Source organism: Bacillus sp. VA13, from assembly GCF_055710085.1.
In genome coordinates this window covers 559,720-585,719 of sequence record NZ_JBVQPP010000002.1, presented here as the reverse complement: position 1 = coordinate 585,719, position 26,000 = coordinate 559,720, and the positions used below count along the sequence as shown (strand labels likewise).

Genomic DNA, 26,000 nt, shown 5'->3' with positions numbered 1-26,000 from the left:
TATTTATGTTTACCAGATTTCTTGTAAGGGTATTAAATTTTCAAAATCATAATACTCAGCGTATCAATAGAGCTGAATCTAAATCTCTTAAGGATGGTGCTCACATTGAAAAAAGTACGTAAAGCAATAATCCCTGCCGCAGGTCTCGGAACGAGATTCTTGCCGGCTACAAAAGCAATGCCGAAAGAAATGCTTCCTATCGTTGATAAGCCAACCATTCAATACATAATTGAAGAAGCTGTTGAAGCCGGTATTGAGGATATTATTATCGTAACAGGAAAAAGCAAGCGTGCGATTGAGGATCATTTTGATTACTCTCCTGAGCTTGAAAGAAACTTAGAAGAAAAAGGAAAGACTGAACTCCTTGAAAAAGTGAAAAAAGCTTCTAACCTGGCTGACATTCACTATATCCGCCAAAAAGAGCCTAAGGGACTCGGACATGCTGTATGGTGCGCGCGCAACTTTATTGGCGATGAGCCGTTTGCGGTTCTGCTTGGAGACGATATTGTTCAGGCAGAAACACCTGGATTGCGCCAATTAATGGATGAATATGAAAGAACACTTTCTTCTATTATCGGTGTTCAGCAAGTGCCTGAAGAAGAAACACACCGATATGGCATAATCGACCCGCTGACTAGTGATGGCCGCCGTTACCAGGTGAAAAACTTCGTTGAGAAGCCGCCTAAAGGCACTGCACCTTCTAACCTTGCCATCTTAGGCCGTTACGTATTCACACCTGAGATCTTCATGTACTTAGAGGAACAGCAGGTTGGCGCCGGCGGAGAAATTCAGCTGACGGATGCCATTCAAAAGCTAAATGAAATTCAAAGAGTGTTTGCTTACGACTTTGAAGGCAAGCGTTATGATGTTGGTGAAAAGCTGGGCTTTATCACAACAACTCTTGAGTTTGCGATGCAGGATAAAGAGCTTCGCGATCAGCTCGTTCCATTTATGGAAGAGTTACTGAATAAAAAAGAAATTAACTAAGCAAGTATATTTTCTTTAAACCAAAGCTTGTCATCTAACTATTCTCTATTTCAAAAAAAAAAAAGAATAGAGGTGGGAACATTTTAATTCCCACCCTATTCTTTTAATTAGCACGAAATGAATCGGTTTGTTTATCACGTAAACCGTAATAAAATAACAATTGCTCAACAATACGGCGTGCTGCTTGTCCGTCTCCATAAGGGTTAGAAGCAAAAGACATCTTTTTATATTCTTTTTCATCTGTTAATAGTTGCTTTGTAAGCTTATAAATGGTCTCTTCGTCAGTACCAGCCAATTTCAGCGTACCTGCAAGTACACCTTCAGGCCTCTCAGTTGTATCTCGTAACACGAGGACTGGTTTGCCTAGTGAAGGTGCTTCCTCTTGAACCCCTCCAGAATCAGTCAAAATTAAATAAGATTTAGACGCAAAGTTATGAAAATCGATTACTTCTAAAGGTTCAATTAAATGTACTCTGTTTGAATCACTAAAGTGCTTTTGTGCCATTTCCCTAACAGTAGGATTTAAATGAACTGGGTATACTACATGGATATCATTGAATTCTTCAATGATTCGTCGGATAGCTTTAAACATATTTTCCATTGGTTTTCCTAAATTTTCTCGACGGTGAGCTGTCAACAAAATCATCTTGCTGTTACCAACTCTATCGAGTATAGGATGAGAATAATGTTCCTTAACAGTTGTGTTAAGTGCATCAATTGCTGTATTACCAGTAACAAAGATGGATTCTGCTTTTTTATTTTCTTTTTCAAGGTTTGCCCTAGATTGGTCAGTCGGCGCAAAATGCAAATCTGCAATAGCCCCCGTCATTTGTCTGTTCAATTCTTCTGGAAATGGAGAGTACTTGTTCCCAGTACGCAAACCGGCTTCAACATGCCCCACAGATATTTGATGATAGAACGCAGCTAAACTTCCTGCAAAAGTTGTAGTGGTATCTCCATGAACAAGTACAATATCTGGTTTTACTTTATTAAATAATTCATCTAGTTTTGTAAGGGCGTTTGATGTGATATCTGAAAGTGTTTGCCGTTCTTTCATAATATTAAGATCAAAATCAGGCTTAATTTTGAATGCCTCCAACACTTGATCCAACATTTGTCTATGCTGAGCAGTAACAGTTACATAAGATTCAATTTCCGGATACTTTTTCAGTTCAAGTACAAGTGGAGCCATTTTAATTGCTTCAGGACGCGTACCAAATACAGTCATAACTTTTATTTTCTTCATTGTTGTTTCACCTGTTTTCTTTTTAATTTTAAAATTTCTACTTCATTCTACATTATTTTCATATATGGTAAAATAAAATTTCGGTCCTTGAATGTATTTTATATAAATTAAGTATGATATTACTGATAAATCTAAGCAAAAAGGCTATTGGACATTCATCCAATAGCCTTTTCTTATTTCGACATCAAGGTCAGCGTATGCTCTTCATTATCAACTGCAAAAACCTGATCAGCTGTATTCACAAGAAAACGATTCTTGCTGCTGTCATACAATACATCACTGTCACTTAAAGATAGTGACGCCGGAGTAACAGGAGAAATGTTGTGAAAGATAAGCTCAGAGGCTCTATCATTCTCCAGCACATAACTGATTTTTTCATAATCAAAATCCAGCGTTTTTCTGCCGTCAGCTGTATCTCCTTCAGTATATCCATTCAATTTCGATTGGATGCTGCTGCTGCTGTCTCCCAGGAATTTCAGAAAGTATTCATAGGAAGATGCTGCATTTTGCGAGACATAAGGTGTAAAGGCAGCAGCCCGCAATTCAACATGTTTCACGTTTGTTGTCACAGCGCTCTTTTTCACAAAATAAGACTGCCCGTCAAACTTTATTTTCGCTGCTTGTTTGCCTTTTGCAGCCACCGTCACCCCGGTACCGAATGGCAGTGTAACATTAGCCTTCTGTTTCAAATCTTGATCCTTATAAGCAGACGCTTTTTCATCTGCTATAAACCCTAGCTTGTTGACTGCGGTTAAGCGTTCCTCTGCCTTGCCCTTTGCATCGCCTTGATGGTTCTTCACTTCATTTTGCGGAATAGCGCCAAACGAAGCAATTGTACGAAGCGGGGCATTAAAGAACATTGTTCCTGCAGTAAAAACCGTCAGGATAGACAAAATAGCAATTTGAACAGCATTAGCCAGGGATTTCGGCTTTTTCTTCTTTTGGCGGAAACGGGCAAACGCTTCAGGATCTTCTTTCTTCCGCTCTTCCGTTTGCTCTTTTTTATATGTCTCTTTTTCTTTTTTCGACAGCTTATTAAACCAGTCAATAAACGCTTTGTACTCTTTGACAACCGTTTTTGTTTCATCAAACATCCGAAGCTCGCCGTAGTGCATCCAAGCGACGCGGTCACACATCTTTTCAATCTGGCCGATGGAGTGGCTGACAAAGAAAATGGTTTTTCCTTGCTTTTTAAACTCATTAATTCTGTCTACACACTTCTGATAAAACGTTTGGTCCCCTACGGAGAGCGCTTCATCAATAATTAAAATGTCAGGGTCAATATGCACGGAAATCGCGAAACCGAGACGCGATTTCATACCGCTGGAATAGTTTTTAACCGGCTGATTAATAAAATCGCCAATCTCGGCAAATTCCACGATACTGTCGTACATATCATCAATTTCTTTATTGGTTAACCCCATCATCAAACACTTAAGCCGGACATTGTCCCGGCCCGTCAATTGGTTATTTAAACCGGCAGCAATCGCAATCAGCGACGGCTGGCCGTTCATTTCAATTTCACCGCTGGTCGGCGGAATAATTTTAGCCAGCAGGTTAGACATGGTCGATTTCCCTGACCCGTTTATCCCTACAAAGCCGATTGTCTCTCCCTCATACACGTCAAAGGAGACATTCCGCACAGCAAAAAAACCATTATCCTTAGCCGGAAAAAACAATCCTTTAATCTTGTCCGATTGTTTTTTATACAAATGATATTGCTTTGAAACATTTCGAAACGAAACTTTTAGTTTCATCGTACAATCTCCTTACGTATTAAAGAAAGTCAACAAACTTGTCTCTGAATTTCATATGCAGGATAGAACCCACTGTTAGTAAAAGCAATGTGAACAACCAGAAATACAACGTATATTTCATATCTTGAAAAAACCATTTACCGTCTAAGAAACTGTTTCGAAAACCTTCTATTAGATAATAAATCGGATTTAGCTTCAAAATAGTCATGAGTTTTGGATGATTTTCTCCCAACCTTTCTGATATATCCCAAAAAATCGGAAGCAAAAAGAACAACAATCTTGTAACAGATTGTAGCAAAAATTGATAATCGCGTACTAATACACTTATTGTAGAGTTGAACAAACTGAATGAGAACATAAAAATGATCATACAGGCTAAGTAGTAAATATATTGTACCCAATGCAAACTTGGATAAATGCCGTTTGCCAAAAGTACGATCAAATAAATTCCCATCATAACAAAATAACTGAATAAATTTGAAGCAATCACAACAGAAGGTAGCGAACTAATGGGAAAGTTCATTTTCGCCACCATATTAATCCGCTTAAACACACTGTTTGATCCATCAAGAATCGTCGGGCTTATAAAAAACCATGGAATCAATCCTGCCAGCATCCAAACAATAAAAGGCACTTCTCCAACACCCGTTATCACCGGCTTACTGTTGCGAATTCCCATACCAAATACAAACCAGTACGCCAGCATTTGAATGAGAGGGTTCAAAAACTGCCATAAAACACCAAGATAATTCATTTGGTACTTAGATTTTGTTTCATACGAAGCCAAACGCACAATTAAAGGAAATGATGTCACTTGCTCTTTTACGATTTTTACTAATGCATTCATTGTTTATCTTCCTTAAAATAAGTTTTGAGATCAACTATTCTTACTTGTAAAATCATCGCACTTTATTGTAACAGATTCTAATGTTTTTTTCACATTATACAAGCACTCAAAAAACAACCATTGCATTATGAGTGAAAAAACTCAAAAACAATGGTTGCCGATATGGGGAATATGCTTATAAAATTCCGTCTGTTTCTAAGAAATGAACAATTCTCTCAGTGTTTTTATTATCACTAAAACGATTAATTTCCTTATACTTATTAATATATTCCTCTTCCAATCTATATTCATCATCTATCGCTTTTTTAGAGATGGAAACTAATTCATCAAGGCTTTTAGCAATAGGGCCTGGAGCATTATCTTCATTTACTGGCGGGATAGCTTGATATTTTTTGATTAAATAATCTTTATCTTCCCAATAAAAAATAGGAAAAGAGCCACGATATATAGCATCATAAATCGCAGAAGAAAAATCCGAAATAAAAATACGAGCTTCTTTTAATGCTGTAGAAGGGTTTTCCCCTAAAATATCTCTATGTTGTGGCATTTTTTCCACTATATATTCAGAGAATTTATTATGAGAAACAATCATAAGTCTATGCTTTAATCCTGCTTTTTCAAAAGCTTCAATGACCTTAAGAATTGATTTGTAATAAGTTGTCCCTTCTATATCACCACTATATATCATCCCCTCTTCCCAATATCTATAAGTAGGCATGTATACAATTTTATCTGAATCTTTATTTTGCTTTGCATAATCAAATGTGGCTAACCCTGTATATAAAAGATCTTGGTCGTCATAACCCATTTTATAAAATTCCCTTGCTTCCGTTTCTGAACTAACTACATTTTTATAGACGTTATACGCTGCATAATCTTTATAAAATATTTTTCCCATTGGGTTTTCTACAGGTTTTGCAAACATTATACCATGTTGTAAAAAAACTAAAGGGACTTCTTTAATTTTATTAAGTATTTGGTTTATATAAATTCTGTCATTAATAACATGGTTTGAAAGATCACTACTAATAAAATAGTCAGAAATAAATATGGCCAAATAATGCCTAAAACTAAATCTTTCTATTACATCACTTCCAAATTTACCTTTGAGAGCATAAAAATCTTTAGAGTCTCTATCTAAAATAAAATAATTTTTGGAGTTAGGATATTCTTTCCCCTTTACTTTTTCATAAACACGAATTCCAGATTCATCTGCTTTTGAAGCCTGCTTTTCAAAAAACAAGTTAACATTATATTTTTTATTTTTATATAATGTTTTAGAAATTATATAAGCCAAATTAATTTTAAAAAGATTAAATTTATTATACATTTTTGAATTTGGAACTATTGAATAAACTGCTTTATTATAAATATTAGTCCGAATAACTAATACTTTATCATCCTTTTTATTAATTGCATAAACTCTTGATGGCTCAGATTTTCTATTTAGAGGAAATTTGTGTATCACTTTATCTTTTGTACCAATGAAAAGAGGGTAGTGAACGCGATCACCTAAATCGAGACTTTCTCTTGCAATTTTAAAATATCCGAATTGTTTTAAAAACTTAATTCGTTTAAAAGGTCTGTTGAATTTTGCGATTTTATTTTCATCATTGATTGTATACAAATAATCATATTTGCCAAAAGAATTATAAGCATGGTGCACCATACGACCATAAATAAAAATATTCTTCCCCAAAGATAATACTTTTAGATTGGATTTAAATTTAGTTACCTTTGTAGGTGCCCCTTTCACTATATAAATACCACCCAGCTTTAAATAGACATAGTAACGAGTTCTATTTACAATAAAAAGTGATAATAAATTTTTATCTTTATAAAAAGACATATCTTTTTTAGAGAATATTCTCTTAGGCTTTGTAGTTAAAGTAACTAGATCAACCATCTTGCTTTTTTCTATTTTTGACAACTGAACCGAAATTTTCTGATCACTTAAAAGTTCGATATTTACATCGTTTTCAGCAATAAGTTTTTCAAATTTTGATTTTTTAATCAAAATACTTCTTGAAATATGGTCATAAATAACAAACAAACAATAATTTTGATGTGTTAACTTTGCCAAGACTTTTCTTTTTCTATATTTTACCGTTTTTACTCTTTTTTTAAAGAGAATATTTTCATCTGTGAAAAATTCATTGATTAATATTTTTTCATTAACATACGGTAAACTTATAGAAATTGTAAACAGTCCAGTTTTTTCAATAGAAACTTTTGGGTCAAAAATTTTAATATCCATATCATATGCATGCATAGATATATCATTTAACGTTTCCTTATTAATTTTTGCTGCATACAAAACATTTTCTTTAACAAACAAATAGACTCTGCTGATATCCGAATCACATGTAAAAATTACTTTGTCTTTTTGAATATATTCACAAATTACACGGGGTTCAATTGTTAAATCTTCTAACTTTACAACTATATTTTGACTATTAGAAATTAAAAAGATAGATAACAAATCTTGATTAGCTTCTATTACTTCAACAGTATCATCGAATAAATTATAATGCATAACGTCTCCCTAAATTCTAGTTCACTTTTAAAAGTTACTATTTTATAAAAAATCCTTTATATCAGAAAAATTATGTCTGATTGAAAATTTTAACCCAAAAAGATCATGTTCCCTATATGTCATGGAGTAAAGATTGTCTCAATAACCTTTTTTGCAGATTCCCCACTTTCTAAGTAACAAAATTTGTTATAAAAAGGTGTGAAAGAATCCGGCAATGAGTACTCAGTCAATTCAGTTTTTCGTATCCAGTTGATAACTTCGGATGTAGTTTTTACAAGAGGGCCAGGAGCATCTTTCTCAAAATCAAAGTAAAATCCACGAAGTTTATCACGATAAGTCTCTATATCGGGGACATAAAATACCATTGGTCTTTTTAAGTTTGCAAAATCAAAAAATACAGATGAGTAATCTGTTATTAGCAAATCTGATACAATGTATAACTCCCGAATATCTTCAAAATCGGAAAAATCATATACGAAACCAGAATAGGGTTCTAAATCAAAATGCTCAACAACGAGATAATGCATCCTTAGTATAACAACATAATCCTCATCTAATTCCTTTTGTAGTTCATCTAAATTTAAATCGAGATCGAACTTATAACGTCCTTTAGTATAAAATTGATCATCTCTCCATGTTGGAGCATATAGAATAACCTTTTTATCTAGTGGTAATTTCAGCTTATTTTTAATACTATCTACAGTTTTTTGATCATTAGAGTTATGAAGAAAATCATTTCTTGGATAACCTGATTCAATCATTGTTTTGTTAAATCGGAAAGCACCTTTAAAAATTTCACTAGAGTAAGCATTTGGAGATATTAAGTAATCCCAGTTAGAGGCTTCTTTTATAAAGTTTTTCTTGTATTTACTAGTGTTTGTCCCAGGCATGTGTACTTCTTCCATATCTAGAGCCAGCTTCTTTAATGGTGTTCCATGCCAAGTTTGCACATAAGTTGTATGTTTTGGCTTTGAAAGCCACAATGGTAAACGGCTGTTTACTACCCAATATTCCGCACGCGCCATTTTTATCAGCCATTTAATTGAGAGTCTATTAATATATTTTATTCCTTCTTTTTTGAATGGTGCAACATGCTGTTTCTTTACACTCCAATACATCTTGTAATCAGGATGATTTTTTTGCATATATTCATAAATTGCCCTTGGATTACAACTAAACTGTTTACCAGAGTAACTCTCAAAAATGATCAATTTCTTTTTGGGGGGAAGTAATCCAATTAATCGAAAAAACAGAGCGTACAGTTTGATCCAAAATTTTTTATGTTTTTTTAACATGCGAGTTTTCATACTAGACTCCTTAAATATCAAACAATTAATCTCTTAAACAAAAAGAAAAGAAGCCTCAGAATATTAAGCCTCTTCTGGTTAAAAATTATGAGCTTGTAAATCCTTTTTTATCTGTGTAGTTGAAATGCCTTCTGTTCTTGGAAGGTAAATGACCTCACAATATTCCTTTAAAAAATCAAATTTCCCTTTCCAGTCATCGCCAATGACAAATGTATCTATAGCGTAATTTTGAATATCTAAGATTTTTTGTTCCCAGTTTTTTTCGGGAATCACTTCATTCACAAAATCGATTGTTTCTAAAATGAATTTTCGATGTTCATAAGAATGATGTGATTTTTTTTGTTTTTGAAGATTAAATTCATCTGTAGACAATCCTACGATTAAGTAATCACCCAGATTTTTTGCTCTTTCCAGAAGCTTCATATGTCCGTAGTGAAATAAATCAAATGTTCCATACGTTATCACTTTCTTCATTAAATAACATCACCTTCCAAACCGTTTTCAACTGAGAGTACCAGAAAAAACAAAAATCTTAACAAATTATTTATGATTTCGAGATATTTTTTACCTGCCATTAATAATGAATAATAATAGCATAAGTTCCTATAAAAGTTAAGACTCTTTAAAAATGTAAATCACCAGCATTTTTCGGAACAAACGTTGTATTGATGTATAAATTTTGTAGGTCTAATGTCTCATCCATACCCATTATAACAAGTTTTCTTTTTCGGAAAAATCGATTCTTTTGTCGCGTTTTTAAGTGAAACGATTTTCTTTCTGCTGCGTCATTTATTCTGTACACCCTCCTCATATTAATTCATCGTCAAAACGTGAAGGAATTGTAATGTGAATGTTAAAAGTTCCTAAAGATTTTTGTGGTAAAATAGAGTAAGATGTTTTCAGGCAAAGAGTCTTTAATCAAACTATACGAATGACACGTGTTTTTTATAGACATATAGATGAAAAGGAGGGTTGATACGATGCAAACGAAACCCATTAATCAATTAGATTTTGTAGACAGTGAACTGACTTCATTTGTATCACATTTAGAAACGTCATATTTAGATCAGAATAAAGGTGCGTTCATCGTAACAGCGAATCCTGAAATCGGATTTGAAGCAATGCAGAATCCGCGTTATGAAGCGGTTCTTTCGTCTGCTGATTTTATTTTGCCGGATGGAATTGGTGTTGTAATGGTTTCCAAAATGATTGGAAAACCTCTTCAATCCAGAATCGCCGGTTATGATTTGTTTACGTCTCTGCTTGAGAAAGCCGACCAAAAGAAAAAACGGGTTTTCTTTTACGGTGCGGCTAAGCATGTGATTGCGGAAACAATTGAGCGAGTTAAACGTGATTTTCCTGGGATTGAAATTGCCGGATACTCTGACGGCTATGTGAAAGATCAGCGTGAGGTGGCGGACAAAATTGCGGCCTCAAATCCTGATATGGTATTTGTCGCATTAGGTTATCCTAATCAGGAGTTCTTTATCCATAAATACCGCCATTTATTCCCTCAGGCTGTTGCTGTAGGGCTGGGCGGAAGCTTTGATGTGTTCAGCGGCAATGTAAAAAGAGCGCCCTCATTTTTTATCCGTTTTCACCTTGAATGGATGTACAGGCTGATTACCAACCCTGCCCGCTGGAGAAGGATGCTGAGCATTCCTAAGTATGTTACAGCCGTGCTGAAACATGAACGGGCTTCAGCAAAGCCGCAATATACAGGACAGGTCAAAGATCAATCACGCCATCTGTAATCGGCCTTAAAGGAGCTATGGTATGTAATGAAATGCATGAATCATTCGCTGAGCCTGCGGACTATCTGTGAAAGCCGTTTTGAGCTGATGACAGATTGAAATCCTGGTTTGCGTTTTTTTATTATTTGTTCATCAAAGTCATTGGCGCTTTGCTGTTTTGGGTCAAGCCGGGCAAGCAAGTGACGCTTCTGGTTTCCTTTCCTGATAATGCCCGTGCCATATTAAAGGAATACCAGAAGGGGCACTTTTCATTTCCCATTCATGTACTGCTGACCCAGCATGCCAAGTCGCTGGAAAAAGAATTTCCTGAGCTTACTGTTTCGGTTATTAACGAAAAACACCCGCTTCATATATGTAAAGCGGTCTTTTCTATGCTGAGCAGTAAGACTGTGATTGTTGATAACTATTTTGTTTTGACAACTGTTCTGACCAGCAGGCCTGATATCGAGTGTATCCAAGTTTGGCATGCGAATGGGGCGTTTAAGCGATTTGGGTTAAAGGATATCAACACACAGAATCGTTCTCGGGCTGACGTAAGACGCTTTCGAAAAGTGTATGCTTCATTTGACAGGATTGTCGTTGGTTCTGAACATATGGCTGACATATTCAAGGAATTTTTCGATATAAAAGGTGATAAATTTCTTCGGTATGGTGTGCCTTTAACCGATGCTTACTATGAGGAGCAGGAAAACAGCAATGACCTTAAAAGCAAATATCATCTGCCAGTGGAGAAAAAAATCATTTTGTATGCGCCGACCTTTAGGGACGACCAGTTCGAAAGCTTTTCGCTGCCGTTTTCAGAAAAACAGCTGCAACATGATTTAAAAGGTGAATATATACTTGCAGTAAAACTGCATCCTGTTATGAAGCAATCTGCTGAATTACCTGAGGATAGTGCGTGGATAAAAGATGTGTCAGATCTCCCTCTTGCAGACCTTTTAAAAATGAGTGATCTGTTAATATCAGACTATTCTTCTGTCCCATTTGAATTTGCGCTGCTGGACAAACCCATTTTGTTTTATACGTATGATATGGAAGCTTACAACAAAACCCGCGGTTTAATTCGGCATTATACAGAGATGATCCCCGGGGTGCCTTGCTGTGATTCAGGAATGCTCTTGGAGCAGCTGAAAGATATGGACAAGCTCCAATCCGAAGTAGAGCGCTTTTCACGTGAGTGGAATCTGTACTCTAGAGGGAATGCCAGTAAGCAGCTTTTAAGCTATGTGAATGAGAAATCAAGCTGATCTTTATATATAATAGAGGTCGGTATTGCAAATAATATGAAAACCTTTTATAAAACATTATGAGTTGTAGTAAGGAAGGAGTCATTTTATGATTTATGCTGAGATTCTAGCCGGTGGAAAAGGTTCCCGCATGGGGAACGTCAATATGCCAAAACAGTTTTTACCGTTAAATAAACGCCCTATTATCATTCATACGGTTGAAAAGTTTTTATTAAATGACCGTTTCGATAAGATTTTAATCGTTTCACCTAAAGAGTGGATTAACCATACAAAAGACATTTTAAAGAAATTCATCGGGCAGGATGATCGCCTGGTTGTTGTTGAAGGCGGCAGTGACCGTAATGAGTCTATTATGAGCGGCATCCGCTATATTGAAAAAGAATTCGGCATTCAGGATGATGACGTGATCATCACTCATGATTCTGTGCGTCCATTTCTGACTCATCGCATTATCGACGAAAACATTGATGCGGTTCTTCAATACGGTGCGGTCGATACTGTGATCTCAGCCATTGATACAATTATCGCTTCAGAAGATCAGGAATTTATTTCTGATATCCCTGTCCGCGATCACATGTATCAAGGGCAAACACCGCAAAGCTTCCGGATCAGCAAATTGGTCGAGCTTTATAATAAACTGTCCGATGAGCAAAAAGCTGTCCTGACTGACGCTTGCAAAATCTGTTCGTTAGCAGGTGAAAAAGTGAAGCTGGTCCGCGGTGAAGTCTTTAATATTAAAGTAACAACACCATATGACTTAAAAGTGGCGAATGCCATTTTACAGGAGCGAATTTCACAATGATTAATCAAACGTATCGTTTAGTTTCTGCCCGACAATTTGAAGTGACGTATAAAGATAAAGTTGTCCATTCAGATAAGGTCGTCGTCCGGCCCACCCATTTATCGATCTGTGCCGCCGACCAGCGCTATTATACTGGCTCACGCGGCAAAGAAGCGATGGATAAAAAACTGCCGATGGCTCTGATTCATGAAGGAATCGGGAAAGTCATGTTTGATCCGACAGGCACATTTAAAGTCGGAACACGGGTTGTTATGGTGCCGAATACACCGGTTGAAGAGCATGAAGTCATTGCGGAGAATTACCTGCGTTCCAGCAGATTCCGTTCAAGCGGCTATGATGGATTTATGCAGGATTACATGTTCATGGCGCCGGATCGGCTCGTTGAACTTCCGGACAGCATTAATCCGCATGTCGCAGCCTTTACTGAGCTTATTACGATTGCAGTTCACGCGCTTTCCCGCTTTGAGCGTATGGCACACAAAAAGCGCGACACATTCGGTGTCTGGGGAGACGGAAATCTCGGATTTATCATGACGCTTCTCCTGAAGAAGAAATATCCGGACAGCAAAGTGTTTATCTTCGGAAAAACACCTTACAAGCTTGATCATTTTTCTTTTGTTGATGCAGCTTATCAAATTAACGACATTCCTGAGGATGTCAGACTCGATCATGCCTTTGAATGTGTAGGCGGACGCGGCAGTGAAAGCGCAATTGAGCAGATCATCGCCCATGTTCATCCTGAAGCCTGTGTAGCGCTCTTAGGCGTATCTGAATACCCTGTTGAAATTGAAACGAGAATGGTGCTTGAAAAAGGAATTACGCTGATCGGCAGCAGCCGCAGCGGACGCGAAGATTTTGCCCGTACTGTGGACTTTTTAGCTCAATACCCTGAAGTCGTTGATTATTTAGAAACATTAGTAGGCGGACGCTTCCCGGTACGCAGTATTGAGGAAATTACAAACGCGTTTGAAGCAGATTTGACTTCATCTTGGGGAAAAACTGTTATCGAATGGGAAATTTAAACAGTGAAAACATTCCTTACACGAATCGTAAAAGGAGTATTCGGCACTGCTTATAAACTATTGAGCGCTTTATTACCAGTACAGCACAACAAAGTTGTCATAGCTTCCTATCGTGAGGATCAATTAAGTGATAATTTTAAAGGTGTCTATGAAAAGCTGAAGCAAGATCCGTCTCTTCGCATCACCCTGCTTTTCCGCAAGATGGATAAGGGACTGGTCGGACGAGCTGCATATTTGCTTCATCTTTTCAGCTCACTATATCACCTTGCCACGTGCCGTGTGCTTTTGTTGGATGATTATTACTTTCCTTTGTATGTTGTGCCAAAACGCAAGGAAACTGTCGCCATCCAGCTTTGGCATGCTTGCGGCGCCTTTAAAAAATTCGGCTACAGCATAGTGAACAAGCCGTTCGGCCCATCTTCTGATTACCTGAAGATTGTTCCCGTGCATTCTAACTATGATTATGCCATCGTCAGTGCACCCGCTGCCGTGCCGCATTTCGCCGAGGCTTTTCAAATGGAGGAAAAGCAGATTTTGCCGCTCGGCATTCCAAGGACGGATTATTTTTATCATAAGGAACATATGCGCACTGTACTGGATGAGTTTCATCGGGCTTACCCTGAACTTAAGCATAAGAAAAAGCTTTTGTATGCTCCTACTTATCGAGGCAGCGGACATCATCAAGAGGGTGACGCTACCCCGCTTGATCTGCTACAATTAAAGTCGGCGCTACACCATAAAGATTATGTCGTGATGCTCCATCTTCATCCGTATATGCGCAAGCATGCGCACACGGAAGAGGATGATTTTGTGCTGGATTTAACCGATTCGTACTCTTTGTACGATTTGATGGCAATCTCCGATGGGCTGATAACCGATTATTCTTCAGTCATTTTCGAATACAGCCTGCTGAAACGTCCAATGTATTTTTACTGCCCGGATTTAGAAGACTACTTGAAAGAACGTGATTTCTACTATCCGTTTGAATCGTTTGTACCCGGGCCGATTTCGAAAGACGTTCCATCGCTTGTACACGATATCGAGAGTGATCACGAGGCTGATACGAAGCGGATTGAAGCTTTTTCACAGACATTTATTACCCATCAAGACGGCAAATCTTCAGAGCGGGTAGCCGATTTTATTTCATCATTTTTAACATCTGGTGCCGATTAGGAGAAAGTGAGGTACAAAGTGAAGCTGGCCAGAAAGATTAAGAACAGACTTTTCAGATCAAAAAAGAAAATGCAAAAAGAAAATACAGCTGTTTTTGTCCATCCGGCAGATAACAGGGTTTTTTCTCTTTTTGATAAAACGAAGCGAATTGAAGAAAACCAGCAAGTCCCTGTCAGAAAAATTTCTGAGTTTTCTTGGAATGGGTCAATTCTAAAAATTGCGGGTTATATGTATATCAAGGGCTTACCGCTTCAAAAAGAGGATCAGGTTCGGAAACGTTTATTATTGGTAAATAATGGTGTTTTATTCACAGCTGTTTCTCTGCGGGATATTCCGGTAGATCAGCTGTCAATTGATACTTCAAATGTGCCAGGGGCCTATAAGTGGGCAGGATTTTCACAGCAAATTAACTTTTCTAAGCTGATGAATGACAAGCCTCTTCCGCAGGGCGAGTATAAGCTGTTTCTCGAAATTGAAGCTGTAGATGACCAAAATGTAAAACATCAGGAAGTGCATACGGTTGGAAACGTCAGCAATTTCCTCTCTAATGATGTGTATGCCACAAAGATGGAATTTCATTCTGCTAAAAAGCTGATGAAGTTCAATTTGATTGTTAACTATGATGAGGGCGAAAAGACCATTAACTTGTCTTGCAACAAACTGCAGGAAATCGATCCGAGCCTTTTGGAGCTGGATACTGGAAAAGAAGCAAACCGCTTTATGCGCAAGCTGAATACGAGCTTATTCCATTTTGCTTATGACGTATTCCGCCTGCTGCCGATTAAGTCCAATAAGATCGTCTTTGCTTCTGACAGCCGGCTTGATATGACAGGAAACTTCGAATTTGTTTATGAAGAACTGCTGAAGCGCGAAGAAAACTTTGATTTCAAATTTTTCTTAAAGAGCAGCATTCGAGATAGAAAAAGCCTGTCTGAACTGATGTCTATGGCTTATCACTTTGCGACAAGCAAAATCATTTTTATTGATGATTTTTATCCGATCATTTATCCGTTGAAAATCCGTAAAAATGCTGATCTTGTCCAGCTGTGGCATGCTGTCGGCGCCTTTAAGACATTCGGCTACAGCCGAATCGGGCTGCCGGGAGGACCTTCGCCGCATTCGAAAAACCATAGGAACTACACGAAGGTTATTGTCAGCTCTGAAAATATACGAAAACACTATGCAGAGGGCTTTGGCGTAGACATAGAGAACGTCATCGCTACCGGCGTACCTCGAACAGACTTCTTCTTTGATGAAGCGAAGAAGGCATTTGTAAAAGAACGTCTCTATACAGAATATCCGTTTCTGAAGGACAAAAAGGTCATTCTTTTTGCGCCAACCTTCCGCGGAAACGGTCAGCAATCAGCTCATTATCCTTTTGAAGTGCTTGATTTTGACCGTCTGTATCATGAGTTAAAGGATGAATATATCTTCTTATTCAAAATTCATCCATTCGTACGTAATGATGCCAATATTCCTTATCAGTACAGTGATTTCTTTTATGATTTCTCCTCGTTCAGGGAAATTAACGAGCTATTGCTAGTAACAGATGTTCTGATCACGGATTACTCTTCTGTCTGCTTTGAGTATGCTTTATTAAATAAACCGATGATCTTCTTCAGCTATGATGTAGATGATTATATTCGCAAACGTGATTTCTATTATGATTACTTTGACTTTATTCCTGGTCCGCTTGCGAAAACGTCTGATCAAATGATTTCGATCATTAAAGAAGAGAGGTATAACTTTGAGCAAATTGATTCATTTGTTCATTATTTCTTTGATGATCTTGACGGAAAAGCAAGTGAACGTGTGGTCGATCAAATTGTCTTCCCTCAGGAAGAGGAGCCGGTAGACGATAAAGTCCTTAAAAGATAAATCAAAAACACCTTTTGCAGCTGCAAAAGGTGTTTTTTTTTATTGATATTCCGGAACATCAAAGTAAAGCGTATAACCGTCCAGCAATGAATACAGGCTGTACATGCGGTTTACTTGTTTGTACGCCCAGCCGATGTCAGTTGCGTATTGGTGTGTCGCTGTGGATGACCATCTCATTTTGTACAGTGTGTCCTGATTGTAGGCTGTGTTGTGTATATACGATGAGCCTATGAATTTGGCACCGCCGATAATAGCAGCTTCTGGTGTGAACCAGCCTTGCTCGTATGCATATTTAGCGCCGTAGTAATTCGGGTTGCTGTCGTAGGCGCCAATTCCGTACATGTTATATACTTTTTTTCCGTTATAGGTTAAACCATTGGCTAAATCGGATGTTCCGTTGCCTGTTTCAAGGAGAGCGTGTGAGATTAAATACAGCTCGTTGATGCCGTATTGATTGGCAGCATCGATAAATGCCTTTGCTTTCCCTGTCAGGATGCCTTTGCCCGCAAGCACTTTCTGATTGACCTCAGGAACGCTGAGGCCGGCTGTCTGTGAGAGCTTGAGAAATTGGAAGTAGTATTTGCTGTCTCTGGAAAAGTTATTCGGATCTACGTATTGAACCACTTCATCACTGCTTGCGTTTCGCCAGCCTAAATTGATTTTGGCCCAGCCGTTTGTCTGGCTGATGATTTTCACCTTATCGCCTTTTTTAAATTGGCCGATCACGTTCGTCGGGATGACTGCCGGTGTTGACCGGATATTCAGCACATCAGCCGTAACGGTTGAAGTTGCTGTATTAATATAAGTGAGCGATACGTAAGCGGCCCCGTCTGTTTGCGGGCTTACCGTCATTTGTTTTTGGACCATATCACGAAGAGAGAGATTGTAATTGGTTTTCATGATTTGCGGGCCATTTTTGATTTTCACGATAGATGATGTCCATCCGTATAATTGTTTTAGCTTTGTTGATGCCGCAGTAGCTGTATCATTGCCTGTGAACTGTTCGTTTAAGCTGATCTTATAAAGCGTATTGCTTTTCGTTGTGTAACTTGGGCTTAAACTTTGCGTTTTAAGATAGGTTAACCCATTGTTCAATGCTGTTTTGCTGCTGAGCTGAGCTGTTACAATTTTGTATTGTGTATATGCCGTCTCGCCTGTTTTTGCTGTGGTGCCGGCGGCTTTGTTTTGTTTAAAAAACGCTAAAACGCGGTCAATATCTTCTTGGCTGATGATTGCTCCAGTTATGATTTGATAGCTGCTCGCTGTAGTCTGACCGGTTTTCTGGCGTGTTGCTGATATGTGATTTGATTGAAAGAATGTAAGTGCCTGATTGACTTTCGCTGTATCAAGCAGAGATTCAGTTGTTATTTTAAACGTCTTAGCTATTTGTTTATTTACTGTTTTCGCAGTTGCACTCAGCTGATTTTTCTTTAATATGTTCAAGCCCTTTGTAACTTTTGCTTGATCTGATGTTTCTTCTGAGATGAGCTGATATTGGTTTTCTGCTGTTGTTCCAGTTGCTTTTTTCGTTGCCTTTACTTTTTTCTGAGAAAAGAAGGCTGCGGCTTTGTTTGCTTGCTGCTCGCCTAAAATCTGTGCCGTCATTATTTGATAGGCTGTAGACGTGGTCGTTTTTTTGACGCTGGATGACGTGTAATGCCATTTTTTCTTTTTAAAGAAAGTGTCTATCTTTTGCAGCTGCTGTTTCGTTACCCCCTTCATATTCACTGTATATGTTGTGCTTTTGCCAACCTGTTGATAACTCCCTGATACGCCGGTGTTTTTCTTGATTTGGCTGATGGCGTCCTTCACTGTATTCAGCCCTTTGAAATAAGCTGATTGGACATTGTATGACTCAGCAGTTGTTTTTTGATTGATTGACTTGTAGCTTCCTGTGATACCGGTGCTCTGTTTCAGCTGATTTAATAGATTTTTGGCATTCGCTTCACCTGAAATGGCGGCTGTAGTGAACGTATAATAGGCTTGTCCTTTCACCGTTTCTTTTAATGATGCCTGCAGCCCTGATTCCTTTTGGAATGCACTTTTGATCTGCTCTGCTTTGCTGTTTCCCACAATTGTGCCTGACTGAATGGTTGTGACGGACACCGTGTGGGTGATGGGCTGATACGAGCTTTTAATCCCCGTTTGCTTAGCCAGGCTCTGAATAAGCGCCTTAACTTTTGTCTCATCAGCGATTTCTGATGTCATGACGTTCACATAGGACTGAGCTTCTCCGGAAGCTTTTACAGCACCAGCCACTCCCGTCTCCTGTTTAAGCTTGGTCAGCAAAGTGTTTGCCTGTTTTTCTCCGGAAATGGCACCTGAGGTGATGGTGACATAGGGCTGTTTGCTTCCGACAGGGCTTGTCGTGCCTGTAATCGCTGTCTGTTTGGTAAGCCCGCTCAGTATTGCTTTCGCTTCTGCTTCGCTATGTATGCCTGCAGCGGAAATTTGGTAGGTCGTTGTTGTGCCTGAAGCCTGATAAGAAGCATCCCAGCCAGTGTCCTTTTTCAGTTGGGCGACAGCCTGCGAGGCTTGGCTTTCTGTACTGAACGTTTTTGACGGCTCTACCTCATATATCGAGTAATCCGTATACGCTGCAGCCTGGGCAGAACCGGATATGGCAAAAAAGGCAAGGGACGCGGCGGACAGAAGCATAGGTGCGATTAATCTCTTTTTCATTCCTTCTCCTCTTTCTTATTCAATGAGTATATAAAACTAGTTTATTTATCGGCACGCATATGCTTCATTTATAGGTGAATCACTTCCATTTTTTAATAAAAAAACTTAATCTCGAAGTGAGATTAAGTTAAATGTGAGACACGATAAGTGTACAGGTTCCTTTAATCGTAAAATCGGGCATTTGAGCCGGCAACATAAAGTGATCGCCTTTTTCGATCGGACATGTTTTGTCTTCATACATCAGCAAACCGCTTCCTTCTATCACGCTGCAAAGCAGGAAGGATTCATCCTGAGATAGTTCAGCCTCGCCATTTATGTCCCATTTATATACCGAAAAATATTCCCCTTGGACAAACGTTTTAATGGTTATTCCTTTTCTTGATTCGGTCGATTCATCTATATACCCGTCCACATGGGGTACCGTGGCCGCATTGACCGCTTTGGCAAAATGAAGCTCTCTCGGACTCTCATTGTTACCAAGCCGGTCATAGTCGTACACCCGGTATGTGGCATCTGAATTTTGCTGGGTCTCTAATACAAGTGCCCCCTTGCACAATGCGTGCAGCGTTCCGCTCGGCACATAATAGAAATCACCCGGTTTAATTTTGATTCTTCGCAGCAGGCCTTCCCAATCACCGCTGTTTATCATTGTGACAAGTTCTGTTTTTGAACGGGCCGTATGCCCGTAGATAATCTCCGCGTTTTCTTTACAGTCGATAATGTACCAGCATTCCGTCTTGCCGAGTTCTCCCTCTTCGTTTTCTCCGGCATAGTAATCATCAGGGTGAACTTTAATTGACATATCTTCCTTCACGTCTAGCAGCTTTGTCAGAAGCGGAAATCGCTCCCCCTCCACGCAGCCGAATACTTCCCGATGCTCATCCCAAAGCTCAGTCAGTGTCTTTCCTTTATACGGGCCATTCGCAACTGTGCTCGGTCCATTTGGATGAGCGGAAATGGCCCAGCATTCCCCCGTTGTTTCTGAAGGAATACCGTATCCAAATCTATCTCGTAAAGCGGTGCCGCCCCAGATTTTTTCTTTAAACACAGGCGTTAGAAAAATCGGTGATTGCGTCATGATCTGTACCCCTCCCCTGTAAATAGCTGATCATTATTTTCCCGGTGCGCTCCCCTTACAAACGCCGTATAAGCTGTCTTTTTCCTATGACAACATATGGACAAAGCATTATGTATCAATGACCCCTTTTTGAGAAAACGCTTCCTATTTATTATATCACTTTCAAAAGAAGGTTTGTTTCAGCCTTTTCCTCATAAAGAATAATTCTCCTTTTTTGATACAAATTAAGAAAAACCGTCAATCTGTTTTATAAAGGGGAGAGAAACTTTGCAAATCGACTCTGATCTCCAGCACAATGTAGAAACATTGAAAAAAAAATTGGGGCAAAACGACGATATCATATTTTATACGTTTTCTTTCGGAGACAGCAGACAGAAGGCGTGCCTGCTGTATATTGACGGTTTAACAGAAAATAATCTTCTGGCGCAATACGTCATTTCTCCTTTACAAAAAGAATCGTTAGCTCAAAAAGAAGGCTTGATTGAAGATTTATCCGCTTTTTTTTTCGGTTATCGCCACAGCGTGATCTCTACAATGAAAGATATACAGCAGCTCATTTTTTCCGGACATACCATTTTGCTGGCTGATGGTTACAGCGCGGGACTGGCATTTGACACAAAAACATTAAAGTCGCGCAGCCTTGAAGAACCTTCCTCAGAAATCGTAGAACGCGGTCCGAAGATTGGCTTTATTGAAAAACTGCGGACAAATACGGCGCTTTTACGAGAACGGTCAAGTGACCCTAATCTCGTCATAAAAGAAATGACGATAGGCAAAAGGACGAAGAAAAAGATAGCTGTCGCATATATTCAGGATATTGCCCCTGATTATGTTGTAAAAGAAGTGTTTAAACGGCTGAAATCCATCACGACAGATGATTTGCCAGAATCAGGTACACTAGAGCAGCTCATTGAGGATGAACCTTTTTCCATCTTTCCAACGATCTTAAGCACAGAACGTCCGGATCGTGTAGAAAGCTCTTTGTTAGAAGGGCGGGTTTCCATTTTAGTAGATGGCACCCCATTTGCACTCATTGTACCGGCAACGCTTGATGAATTTATCCATTCACCGGATGATTACAGCCAGCGCTGGATTACAATGTCACTTATTCGTTTGCTTCGTTATTCGAGCATCCTGATTACCATTTATTTGCCCGGCTTATATATTTCTCTCGTTTCCTTTCACACGGGCCTTCTGCCAACGAGAATGGCCATTTCAATTGCAGGTAGCAGGCTGAATGTACCTTTTCCGCCTTTTGTCGAAGCATTTATTATGATATTTACGATAGAACTGATCAGGGAAGCCGGTTTACGGCTGCCAAAGCCGATCGGACAGACGATCGGGCTCATTGGAGGCGTTGTCATCGGTCAGGCTGCCGTACAGGCTCAAATCGTCAGTGCGCTGATGGTCATTGTGGTATCCGTTACCGCATTGGCATCCTTTACCGTTCCTTCATACGCCTTTAACTTTCCGCTGCGGATTATTCGCATTGCGGGTATGATAAGTGCTGCAACGCTTGGCATGTATGGCGTCATTATGGTCTTTCTGTTTGTAATCGGGCACTTGATGCGACTGAAAAGCTTTGGCCAGGATTACATTATTCCGATTATGGCACAGCCCGGACAAGATTTGAAAGACACTGTGATTCGCGTCCCTACCCTATTTTTAAAAAGAAGGCCCACCCGAAAAGACACAAAAGATAAAATCAGACAAAGGTGATAGCTATGATGCAATCAGAGGACAAGCTTACATTTATGCAAACGTTTATTATGGTCAGCAGTACAATGATCGGTGCCGGTGTCTTAACCCTTCCCCGCTCAGCAGCTGAAACGGGCAGTCCAATCGGATGGATCATGATCCTGCTGCAGGGCGTTATTTTTATTATTTTTGTACTGCTTTTTTTGCCTTTTCTTCAACGAAACAGCGAGAGAACAATTTTTGAGCTCAACAGTATTGCAGCCGGAAAATTGATCGGTTTCTTTTTAAATGTATTTATTTCCCTTTATTTTATCGGTATCGTATGCTTTCAAGCTCGGGTATTGGGTGAGGTTGTCGGATTCTTTCTTTTAAAAAACACACCGATGGCGGTTGTCGTATTTATTTTTCTGGCTGTTGCCATTTATCATGTGGCCGGGGGTGTTTATCCCATTGCGAAGGTATATGCGTATATCTTTCCTGTCACTATTATTATTTTCCTTATGCTTCTGATGTTCAGCTTTCGTTTATTTCAATTAGATTTTATCCGACCTGTATTTGAAGGCGGTTATCAAAGTTTTTTCTCCTTATTTCCCAAAACCCTTTTATATTTTTCAGGATTTGAAATTATTTTTTATCTCGTTCCCTTTATGAAAGATCCCAAGCAGGTAAAAAAAGCTGTCGCTTTAGGCATTGCAACCTCGACTGTTTTCTATAGCATTACTTTGTTTATGGTCATTGGCTGTATGAGTGTGGCTGAGGCAAAAACAGTGACATGGCCAACCATTTCACTCATTCACGCTTTAGAAATTCCAGGGATTTTTATTGAACGATTTGACCTGTTTTTGCAATTAACTTGGACAGCCCAGCAATTTGCATGTATGCTCGGTTCCTTTAAAGGAGCGCACATCGGCTTAACAGACATCTTTCACCTGAAAAATAAAAACAATCCGTGGCTGCTTACTGCATTGCTGGTTGTTACATTTTTCCTGTCAATGTTTCCTGACGATCTTAACGCCGTGTTTTATTATGGTACACTTCTCGGATATGTATTTTTAGGTGTCATTGCAATACCATTTCTTATCTGGTTTTTAAGCTGGGTACAGAAAAAACTGGGGAGGGGTCAGCTGCAATGAAGACAATGATGAAGCTTGCATCAATGGTTTTGATGCTGCAGATGCTCTGCGGATGCTGGGATGTCAAAAATATTGAAAAACTGTCTTTTGCCAGAGGACTTGCCATCGATGCGACCGATGATCATCAGTATAAATTAACGTATCAAAACCTTCTTCCCCAAAGTGAAGACAGCCAAGCATCCGGAAAACCCGAATTTGTCAATGTGACATCCTACGGGAAGACCATTTTAGAAGCAGTCAGTGATGTATCCATCAAGGATCCTCCTATCTATAGCGATCATTTAAAAGTCATTCTTCTGGGAGAAAAGCTAATGAGGAATCAAAACATAGATCAGGTCTTCAATCATTTTATCCGGGATGATGAGCTGCGGCGCAGCAGCTATTTGATGGCTTCCAGAGGGAAAGCCGGAGATATTTTTACAAAAGGAAGTCCGAAGCAACAGCTGCCGATGCCTTCCGAAAAGCTGATTGATCTGACCAATAACAGCGGGTATAACGGGAAGATTATGATGCCGCTTCGCATCGGCAGGGCCTCTATCTATTGCCAAAATGGCTACAGTTTTCTCATTCAAGCCATTAGTAACCAAAAGGGAAAAGCAAAATATGACGGGGCAGGCATTATCAAAAGCGGCAGTAATAAACTCGTTGGATTTCTTTCAGCTGATGAAATCCAGACACTGACATGGGTCATGGGGACGATCCAAGGAGGCGTCATGCCGACGACAGATAAAGGACATCCGATTACATTTGAGATTAAAAAGTCGAAATCTAAAATCAAGCCGGTGATTGAAAACGGAAAGCCTGTCTTTCAGGTTTCTGTCAAAACAAAGGGTATCCTGACAGAAGACCAAAATCCGAATGAAAACTCCTTTCATAAAAGCTATTTGCACAGGCTTGAGAACATTTTTGAGAAAAAGCTTGAACGCGATGTAAAGAAGGTTATGGATAAACTGCAGCATGAGTATAAAAGCGATCCGATCTTTTTATCGGACTACATCCGGATTCAATACCCTGAATACTGGCATAAAGTAAAAGGACATTGGGATGACATATTTTCTGATGCTGATTTTACATACGATATTTCTTTCAAAATCGTTAACTTCGGCACGGTAGGACAGTGAGCAATCAAAAGGGTGCGCATGATCGCGCACCCTTTTTTATGTTCCGACAGTCTGCTGTTTTCCAGCCGATCCTCCCTGTCCGTTTTTGTCCCGTAAATCCTGCTCAATTTCTTCAAGGCTTTTACCCTTCGTCTCTGTCACTTTAAAACGGACAAATAAGAACGCCATGATACCGATCGCGGCATAAATCAGGAATAAATAACTGATGCCGATCGCTTCCATTAATATTGGATAGGTAAGTGAAACAATCAGTGTCCCAACGTGCAGCATCAAGGTCGATACACCAGTACCGATTCCTCTGACATGGAGCGGGAACAATTCAGGAAGCATCACCCAGACAACCGGGCCCCAGCTGACCGCAAAGACAACGATAAATACGCCTAAACAAATGACAGTCGTCCATGAGGCAGCCGGAGTGTTATCGAAAAAGAGATTCACCAGCGCAAGAACGATTAAGCTGATCACCATCCCGGCATTCCCGAATAACAATAGCGGCTTTCTTCCGATCTTGTCGATGATTTTAATCGCTACTAACGTCATGAGAACATTGACTGTACCGATTCCGACCGTTCCTAAAATCGATGCGGAGTTTCCGAATCCGACGTTTGTAAAGGTCTTTGGCGCATAATAGATGATCGTATTTGTTCCGATAAATTGCTGCAAAAACGCCAGTCCCAGACCGGCAATCAGAGCGGGACGCACCCATGGATCGAATAGTTCCTTCAGGCCGCCTTCATCCTGCTTTTCCGCTTCTTGAATATCATGTATTTCCTGATCAATATCTTTTGTGCCACGCAATTTTTCGAGAACCTTTTTCGCTTTATTCTCTTCGCCATTCGTAAACAGCCAGCGCGGGCTCTCCGGCATGAACAAAATGCCAATGAGCAAAAGCAGCGACGGCACAGCAGCTAATCCAAGCATCCAGCGCCATGCTTCGGCATCGGCAAGTATGTAATTGACAATGTAAGAAAGAAGGATGCCGACCGTGATCATCAGCTGATTCAGAGATGACAGCGCCCCGCGCTTATGTTTTGGCGCCAGTTCAGATAAATAGAGCGGCACGATCGTCGTCGATGTTCCGACTGCAAGTCCCAAAATGATGCGAAACAGCACCATGACTCCTGTATTCGGGGCAAATGCCACACCAAGCCCTCCTATACAAAACAGCAGTGCTGCCGCCATAATTGCTTTTTTTCTTCCGAACCGGTCAGTCAGCTTGCCGGCCGCTCCTGAGCCTAATATCGCCCCCACCAATAAGGAGCTGACAACAAGTCCTTCCGTAAAGGCATTCAAGCCTAAGTCCTTTTTCATAAATAAAATAGCTCCGGAAATCACTCCGGTATCATAACCGTATAACGCGCCTCCAAGAGCGCCGAAAAAATAAAGCCATATATTGGACTGCTTTTTCATAAAAATGACTCCCTTTCTCCATCAGCTGGAATGACATTGTCTGTAGAGTTTTTTAGAAATCTTTTAGCCTTTTTTTCTGGCCATTAAACCTTTTCATTCTTGCTGATCATGAGTTTCCAATCATTTACTTGCATTTTTTTCAACGCCATCGAAACATTTTCTCTGCTGCGGCGTCCAATATAAGGTGATTCAGCACATGAAAAATATCTATTTTCAGAACCAGGAACTTATAAATTTATAAATATAGGAATATTTATCGAAAAATGTCTGTCCAGGAGTTGCCCCATGGCAAAATAAATGGTACTCTTCAAATATTAAAGAA

The 26,000-nt window shown here is 39.4% G+C and carries 18 protein-coding genes and 1 pseudogene; 10 read left to right on the top strand and 9 right to left on the bottom strand.

Annotation, left to right across the window (positions count from 1 at the left end):
- Nucleotides 1-105: 105 nt before the first annotated feature.
- On the top strand, nucleotides 106-987 hold the full coding sequence (gene galU, locus AC0C66_RS11130; RefSeq protein ID WP_072183670.1) for a UTP--glucose-1-phosphate uridylyltransferase GalU: 882 nt from the start codon (nucleotides 106-108) through the stop codon (nucleotides 985-987).
- Nucleotides 988-1,090: 103 nt separating this feature from the next.
- Here the strand turns inward: galU and wecB are convergent, their stop codons facing one another.
- The 6 genes and pseudogenes from wecB to tagD form a co-directional block, all read right to left on the bottom strand.
- Entirely contained in the window at nucleotides 1,091-2,233 is a 1,143-nt protein-coding gene (gene wecB, locus AC0C66_RS11125) for a non-hydrolyzing UDP-N-acetylglucosamine 2-epimerase (RefSeq protein WP_072183669.1), read from the bottom strand.
- A gap of 173 nt (nucleotides 2,234-2,406) precedes the next feature.
- Nucleotides 2,407-3,990, bottom strand: coding sequence for a teichoic acids export ABC transporter ATP-binding subunit TagH (tagH, locus tag AC0C66_RS11120; protein ID WP_072183589.1), 1,584 nt, complete (start codon nucleotides 3,988-3,990; stop codon nucleotides 2,407-2,409).
- A 19-nt stretch (nucleotides 3,991-4,009) separates the two neighbouring features.
- Nucleotides 4,010-4,837 carry a teichoic acids export ABC transporter permease subunit TagG gene (tagG, locus tag AC0C66_RS11115; RefSeq protein WP_079288833.1) on the bottom strand — a complete coding sequence of 276 codons (828 nt, stop codon included), beginning with the start codon at nucleotides 4,835-4,837 and terminating at the stop codon, nucleotides 4,010-4,012.
- A 175-nt stretch (nucleotides 4,838-5,012) separates the two neighbouring features.
- The gene (locus AC0C66_RS11110; protein ID WP_088679693.1) at nucleotides 5,013-7,373 is read right to left on the bottom strand and encodes a CDP-glycerol glycerophosphotransferase family protein; all 2,361 of its coding nucleotides are present in this window, start codon (nucleotides 7,371-7,373) and stop codon (nucleotides 5,013-5,015) included.
- A 119-nt stretch (nucleotides 7,374-7,492) separates the two neighbouring features.
- A pseudogene (tagF, locus tag AC0C66_RS11105) lies at nucleotides 7,493-8,671 on the bottom strand (teichoic acid poly(glycerol phosphate) polymerase); the annotation flags it as partial.
- A gap of 87 nt (nucleotides 8,672-8,758) precedes the next feature.
- Nucleotides 8,759-9,154 (bottom strand): glycerol-3-phosphate cytidylyltransferase, encoded by a 396-nt coding sequence (tagD, locus tag AC0C66_RS11100; protein WP_072181824.1) that lies wholly within the window; start codon nucleotides 9,152-9,154, stop codon nucleotides 8,759-8,761.
- Nucleotides 9,155-9,660: 506 nt separating this feature from the next.
- On the opposite strand from tagD, the gene AC0C66_RS11095 reads away from it, so the two are divergent.
- From AC0C66_RS11095 to AC0C66_RS11070, 6 genes are all read left to right on the top strand, one after another.
- Nucleotides 9,661-10,434 (top strand): WecB/TagA/CpsF family glycosyltransferase, encoded by a 774-nt coding sequence (locus AC0C66_RS11095; RefSeq protein ID WP_014115391.1) that lies wholly within the window; start codon nucleotides 9,661-9,663, stop codon nucleotides 10,432-10,434.
- Nucleotides 10,435-10,529: 95 nt separating this feature from the next.
- Nucleotides 10,530-11,681 carry a CDP-glycerol glycerophosphotransferase family protein gene (locus AC0C66_RS11090; protein ID WP_072181821.1) on the top strand — a complete coding sequence of 384 codons (1,152 nt, stop codon included), beginning with the start codon at nucleotides 10,530-10,532 and terminating at the stop codon, nucleotides 11,679-11,681.
- An 88-nt stretch (nucleotides 11,682-11,769) separates the two neighbouring features.
- The gene (locus AC0C66_RS11085) at nucleotides 11,770-12,483 is read left to right on the top strand and encodes an IspD/TarI family cytidylyltransferase (RefSeq protein ID WP_072181820.1); all 714 of its coding nucleotides are present in this window, start codon (nucleotides 11,770-11,772) and stop codon (nucleotides 12,481-12,483) included.
- Complete coding sequence (locus tag AC0C66_RS11080) at nucleotides 12,480-13,505, top strand: ribitol-5-phosphate dehydrogenase (protein ID WP_003219623.1); 1,026 nt, start codon at nucleotides 12,480-12,482, stop codon at nucleotides 13,503-13,505. The genes AC0C66_RS11085 and AC0C66_RS11080 overlap by 4 nt, the downstream gene beginning before the upstream one ends.
- Before the next feature lie 3 nt (nucleotides 13,506-13,508).
- Nucleotides 13,509-14,678, top strand: a complete 1,170-nt coding sequence (locus tag AC0C66_RS11075) for a CDP-glycerol glycerophosphotransferase family protein (RefSeq protein WP_072181819.1) — start codon at nucleotides 13,509-13,511, stop codon at nucleotides 14,676-14,678.
- Nucleotides 14,679-14,696: 18 nt separating this feature from the next.
- Nucleotides 14,697-16,556: a CDP-glycerol glycerophosphotransferase family protein gene (locus AC0C66_RS11070; RefSeq protein WP_072181818.1), complete on the top strand. Its 1,860-nt coding sequence runs from the start codon at nucleotides 14,697-14,699 to the stop codon at nucleotides 16,554-16,556.
- Between the two features lie 39 nt (nucleotides 16,557-16,595).
- Here the strand turns inward: AC0C66_RS11070 and AC0C66_RS11065 are convergent, their stop codons facing one another.
- Both AC0C66_RS11065 and manA read right to left on the bottom strand, forming a co-directional pair.
- The gene (locus tag AC0C66_RS11065) at nucleotides 16,596-19,238 is read right to left on the bottom strand and encodes an SPOR domain-containing protein (RefSeq protein ID WP_072181817.1); all 2,643 of its coding nucleotides are present in this window, start codon (nucleotides 19,236-19,238) and stop codon (nucleotides 16,596-16,598) included.
- 127 nt (nucleotides 19,239-19,365) lie between these two features.
- Nucleotides 19,366-20,316, bottom strand: a complete 951-nt coding sequence (gene manA, locus AC0C66_RS11060) for a mannose-6-phosphate isomerase, class I (protein ID WP_088679691.1) — start codon at nucleotides 20,314-20,316, stop codon at nucleotides 19,366-19,368.
- Nucleotides 20,317-20,583: 267 nt separating this feature from the next.
- Here manA and AC0C66_RS11055 point away from each other — a divergent pair, with 267 nt between their 5' ends.
- From AC0C66_RS11055 to AC0C66_RS11045, 3 genes are read left to right on the top strand one after another with little or no spacing between them, the layout of a single operon-like run.
- Nucleotides 20,584-22,035, top strand: a complete 1,452-nt coding sequence (locus AC0C66_RS11055; RefSeq protein ID WP_072181815.1) for a spore germination protein — start codon at nucleotides 20,584-20,586, stop codon at nucleotides 22,033-22,035.
- Between the two features lie 5 nt (nucleotides 22,036-22,040).
- Nucleotides 22,041-23,147: a spore germination protein gene (locus AC0C66_RS11050; protein WP_072181814.1), complete on the top strand. Its 1,107-nt coding sequence runs from the start codon at nucleotides 22,041-22,043 to the stop codon at nucleotides 23,145-23,147.
- Nucleotides 23,144-24,268, top strand: coding sequence for a Ger(x)C family spore germination protein (locus tag AC0C66_RS11045; protein ID WP_072181813.1), 1,125 nt, complete (start codon nucleotides 23,144-23,146; stop codon nucleotides 24,266-24,268). The genes AC0C66_RS11050 and AC0C66_RS11045 overlap by 4 nt, the downstream gene beginning before the upstream one ends.
- A 36-nt stretch (nucleotides 24,269-24,304) precedes the next feature.
- On the opposite strand, the gene AC0C66_RS11040 is transcribed toward AC0C66_RS11045, so the two are convergent.
- Nucleotides 24,305-25,678 (bottom strand): sugar porter family MFS transporter, encoded by a 1,374-nt coding sequence (locus AC0C66_RS11040; RefSeq protein ID WP_087987260.1) that lies wholly within the window; start codon nucleotides 25,676-25,678, stop codon nucleotides 24,305-24,307.
- Between the last annotated feature and the right edge of the window lie 322 nt (nucleotides 25,679-26,000).

What these genes read in the sequence shown, in the direction of transcription:
- wecB (WP_072183669.1), bottom strand. Translation starts at nt 2,233, where the DNA reads ATGAAGAAAATAAAAGTTATGACTGTATTTGGTACGCGTCCTGAAGCA.
- tagH (WP_072183589.1), bottom strand. Translation starts at nt 3,990, where the DNA reads ATGAAACTAAAAGTTTCGTTTCGAAATGTTTCAAAGCAATATCATTTG.
- tagG (WP_079288833.1), bottom strand. Translation starts at nt 4,837, where the DNA reads ATGAATGCATTAGTAAAAATCGTAAAAGAGCAAGTGACATCATTTCCT.
- AC0C66_RS11110 (WP_088679693.1), bottom strand. Translation starts at nt 7,373, where the DNA reads ATGCATTATAATTTATTCGATGATACTGTTGAAGTAATAGAAGCTAAT.
- tagD (WP_072181824.1), bottom strand. Translation starts at nt 9,154, where the DNA reads ATGAAGAAAGTGATAACGTATGGAACATTTGATTTATTTCACTACGGA.
- AC0C66_RS11095 (WP_014115391.1), top strand. Translation starts at nt 9,661, where the DNA reads ATGCAAACGAAACCCATTAATCAATTAGATTTTGTAGACAGTGAACTG.
- AC0C66_RS11085 (WP_072181820.1), top strand. Translation starts at nt 11,770, where the DNA reads ATGATTTATGCTGAGATTCTAGCCGGTGGAAAAGGTTCCCGCATGGGG.
- AC0C66_RS11080 (WP_003219623.1), top strand. Translation starts at nt 12,480, where the DNA reads ATGATTAATCAAACGTATCGTTTAGTTTCTGCCCGACAATTTGAAGTG.
- AC0C66_RS11065 (WP_072181817.1), bottom strand. Translation starts at nt 19,238, where the DNA reads ATGAAAAAGAGATTAATCGCACCTATGCTTCTGTCCGCCGCGTCCCTT.
- manA (WP_088679691.1), bottom strand. Translation starts at nt 20,316, where the DNA reads ATGACGCAATCACCGATTTTTCTAACGCCTGTGTTTAAAGAAAAAATC.
- AC0C66_RS11050 (WP_072181814.1), top strand. Translation starts at nt 22,041, where the DNA reads ATGATGCAATCAGAGGACAAGCTTACATTTATGCAAACGTTTATTATG.
- AC0C66_RS11045 (WP_072181813.1), top strand. Translation starts at nt 23,144, where the DNA reads ATGAAGACAATGATGAAGCTTGCATCAATGGTTTTGATGCTGCAGATG.
- AC0C66_RS11040 (WP_087987260.1), bottom strand. Translation starts at nt 25,678, where the DNA reads ATGAAAAAGCAGTCCAATATATGGCTTTATTTTTTCGGCGCTCTTGGA.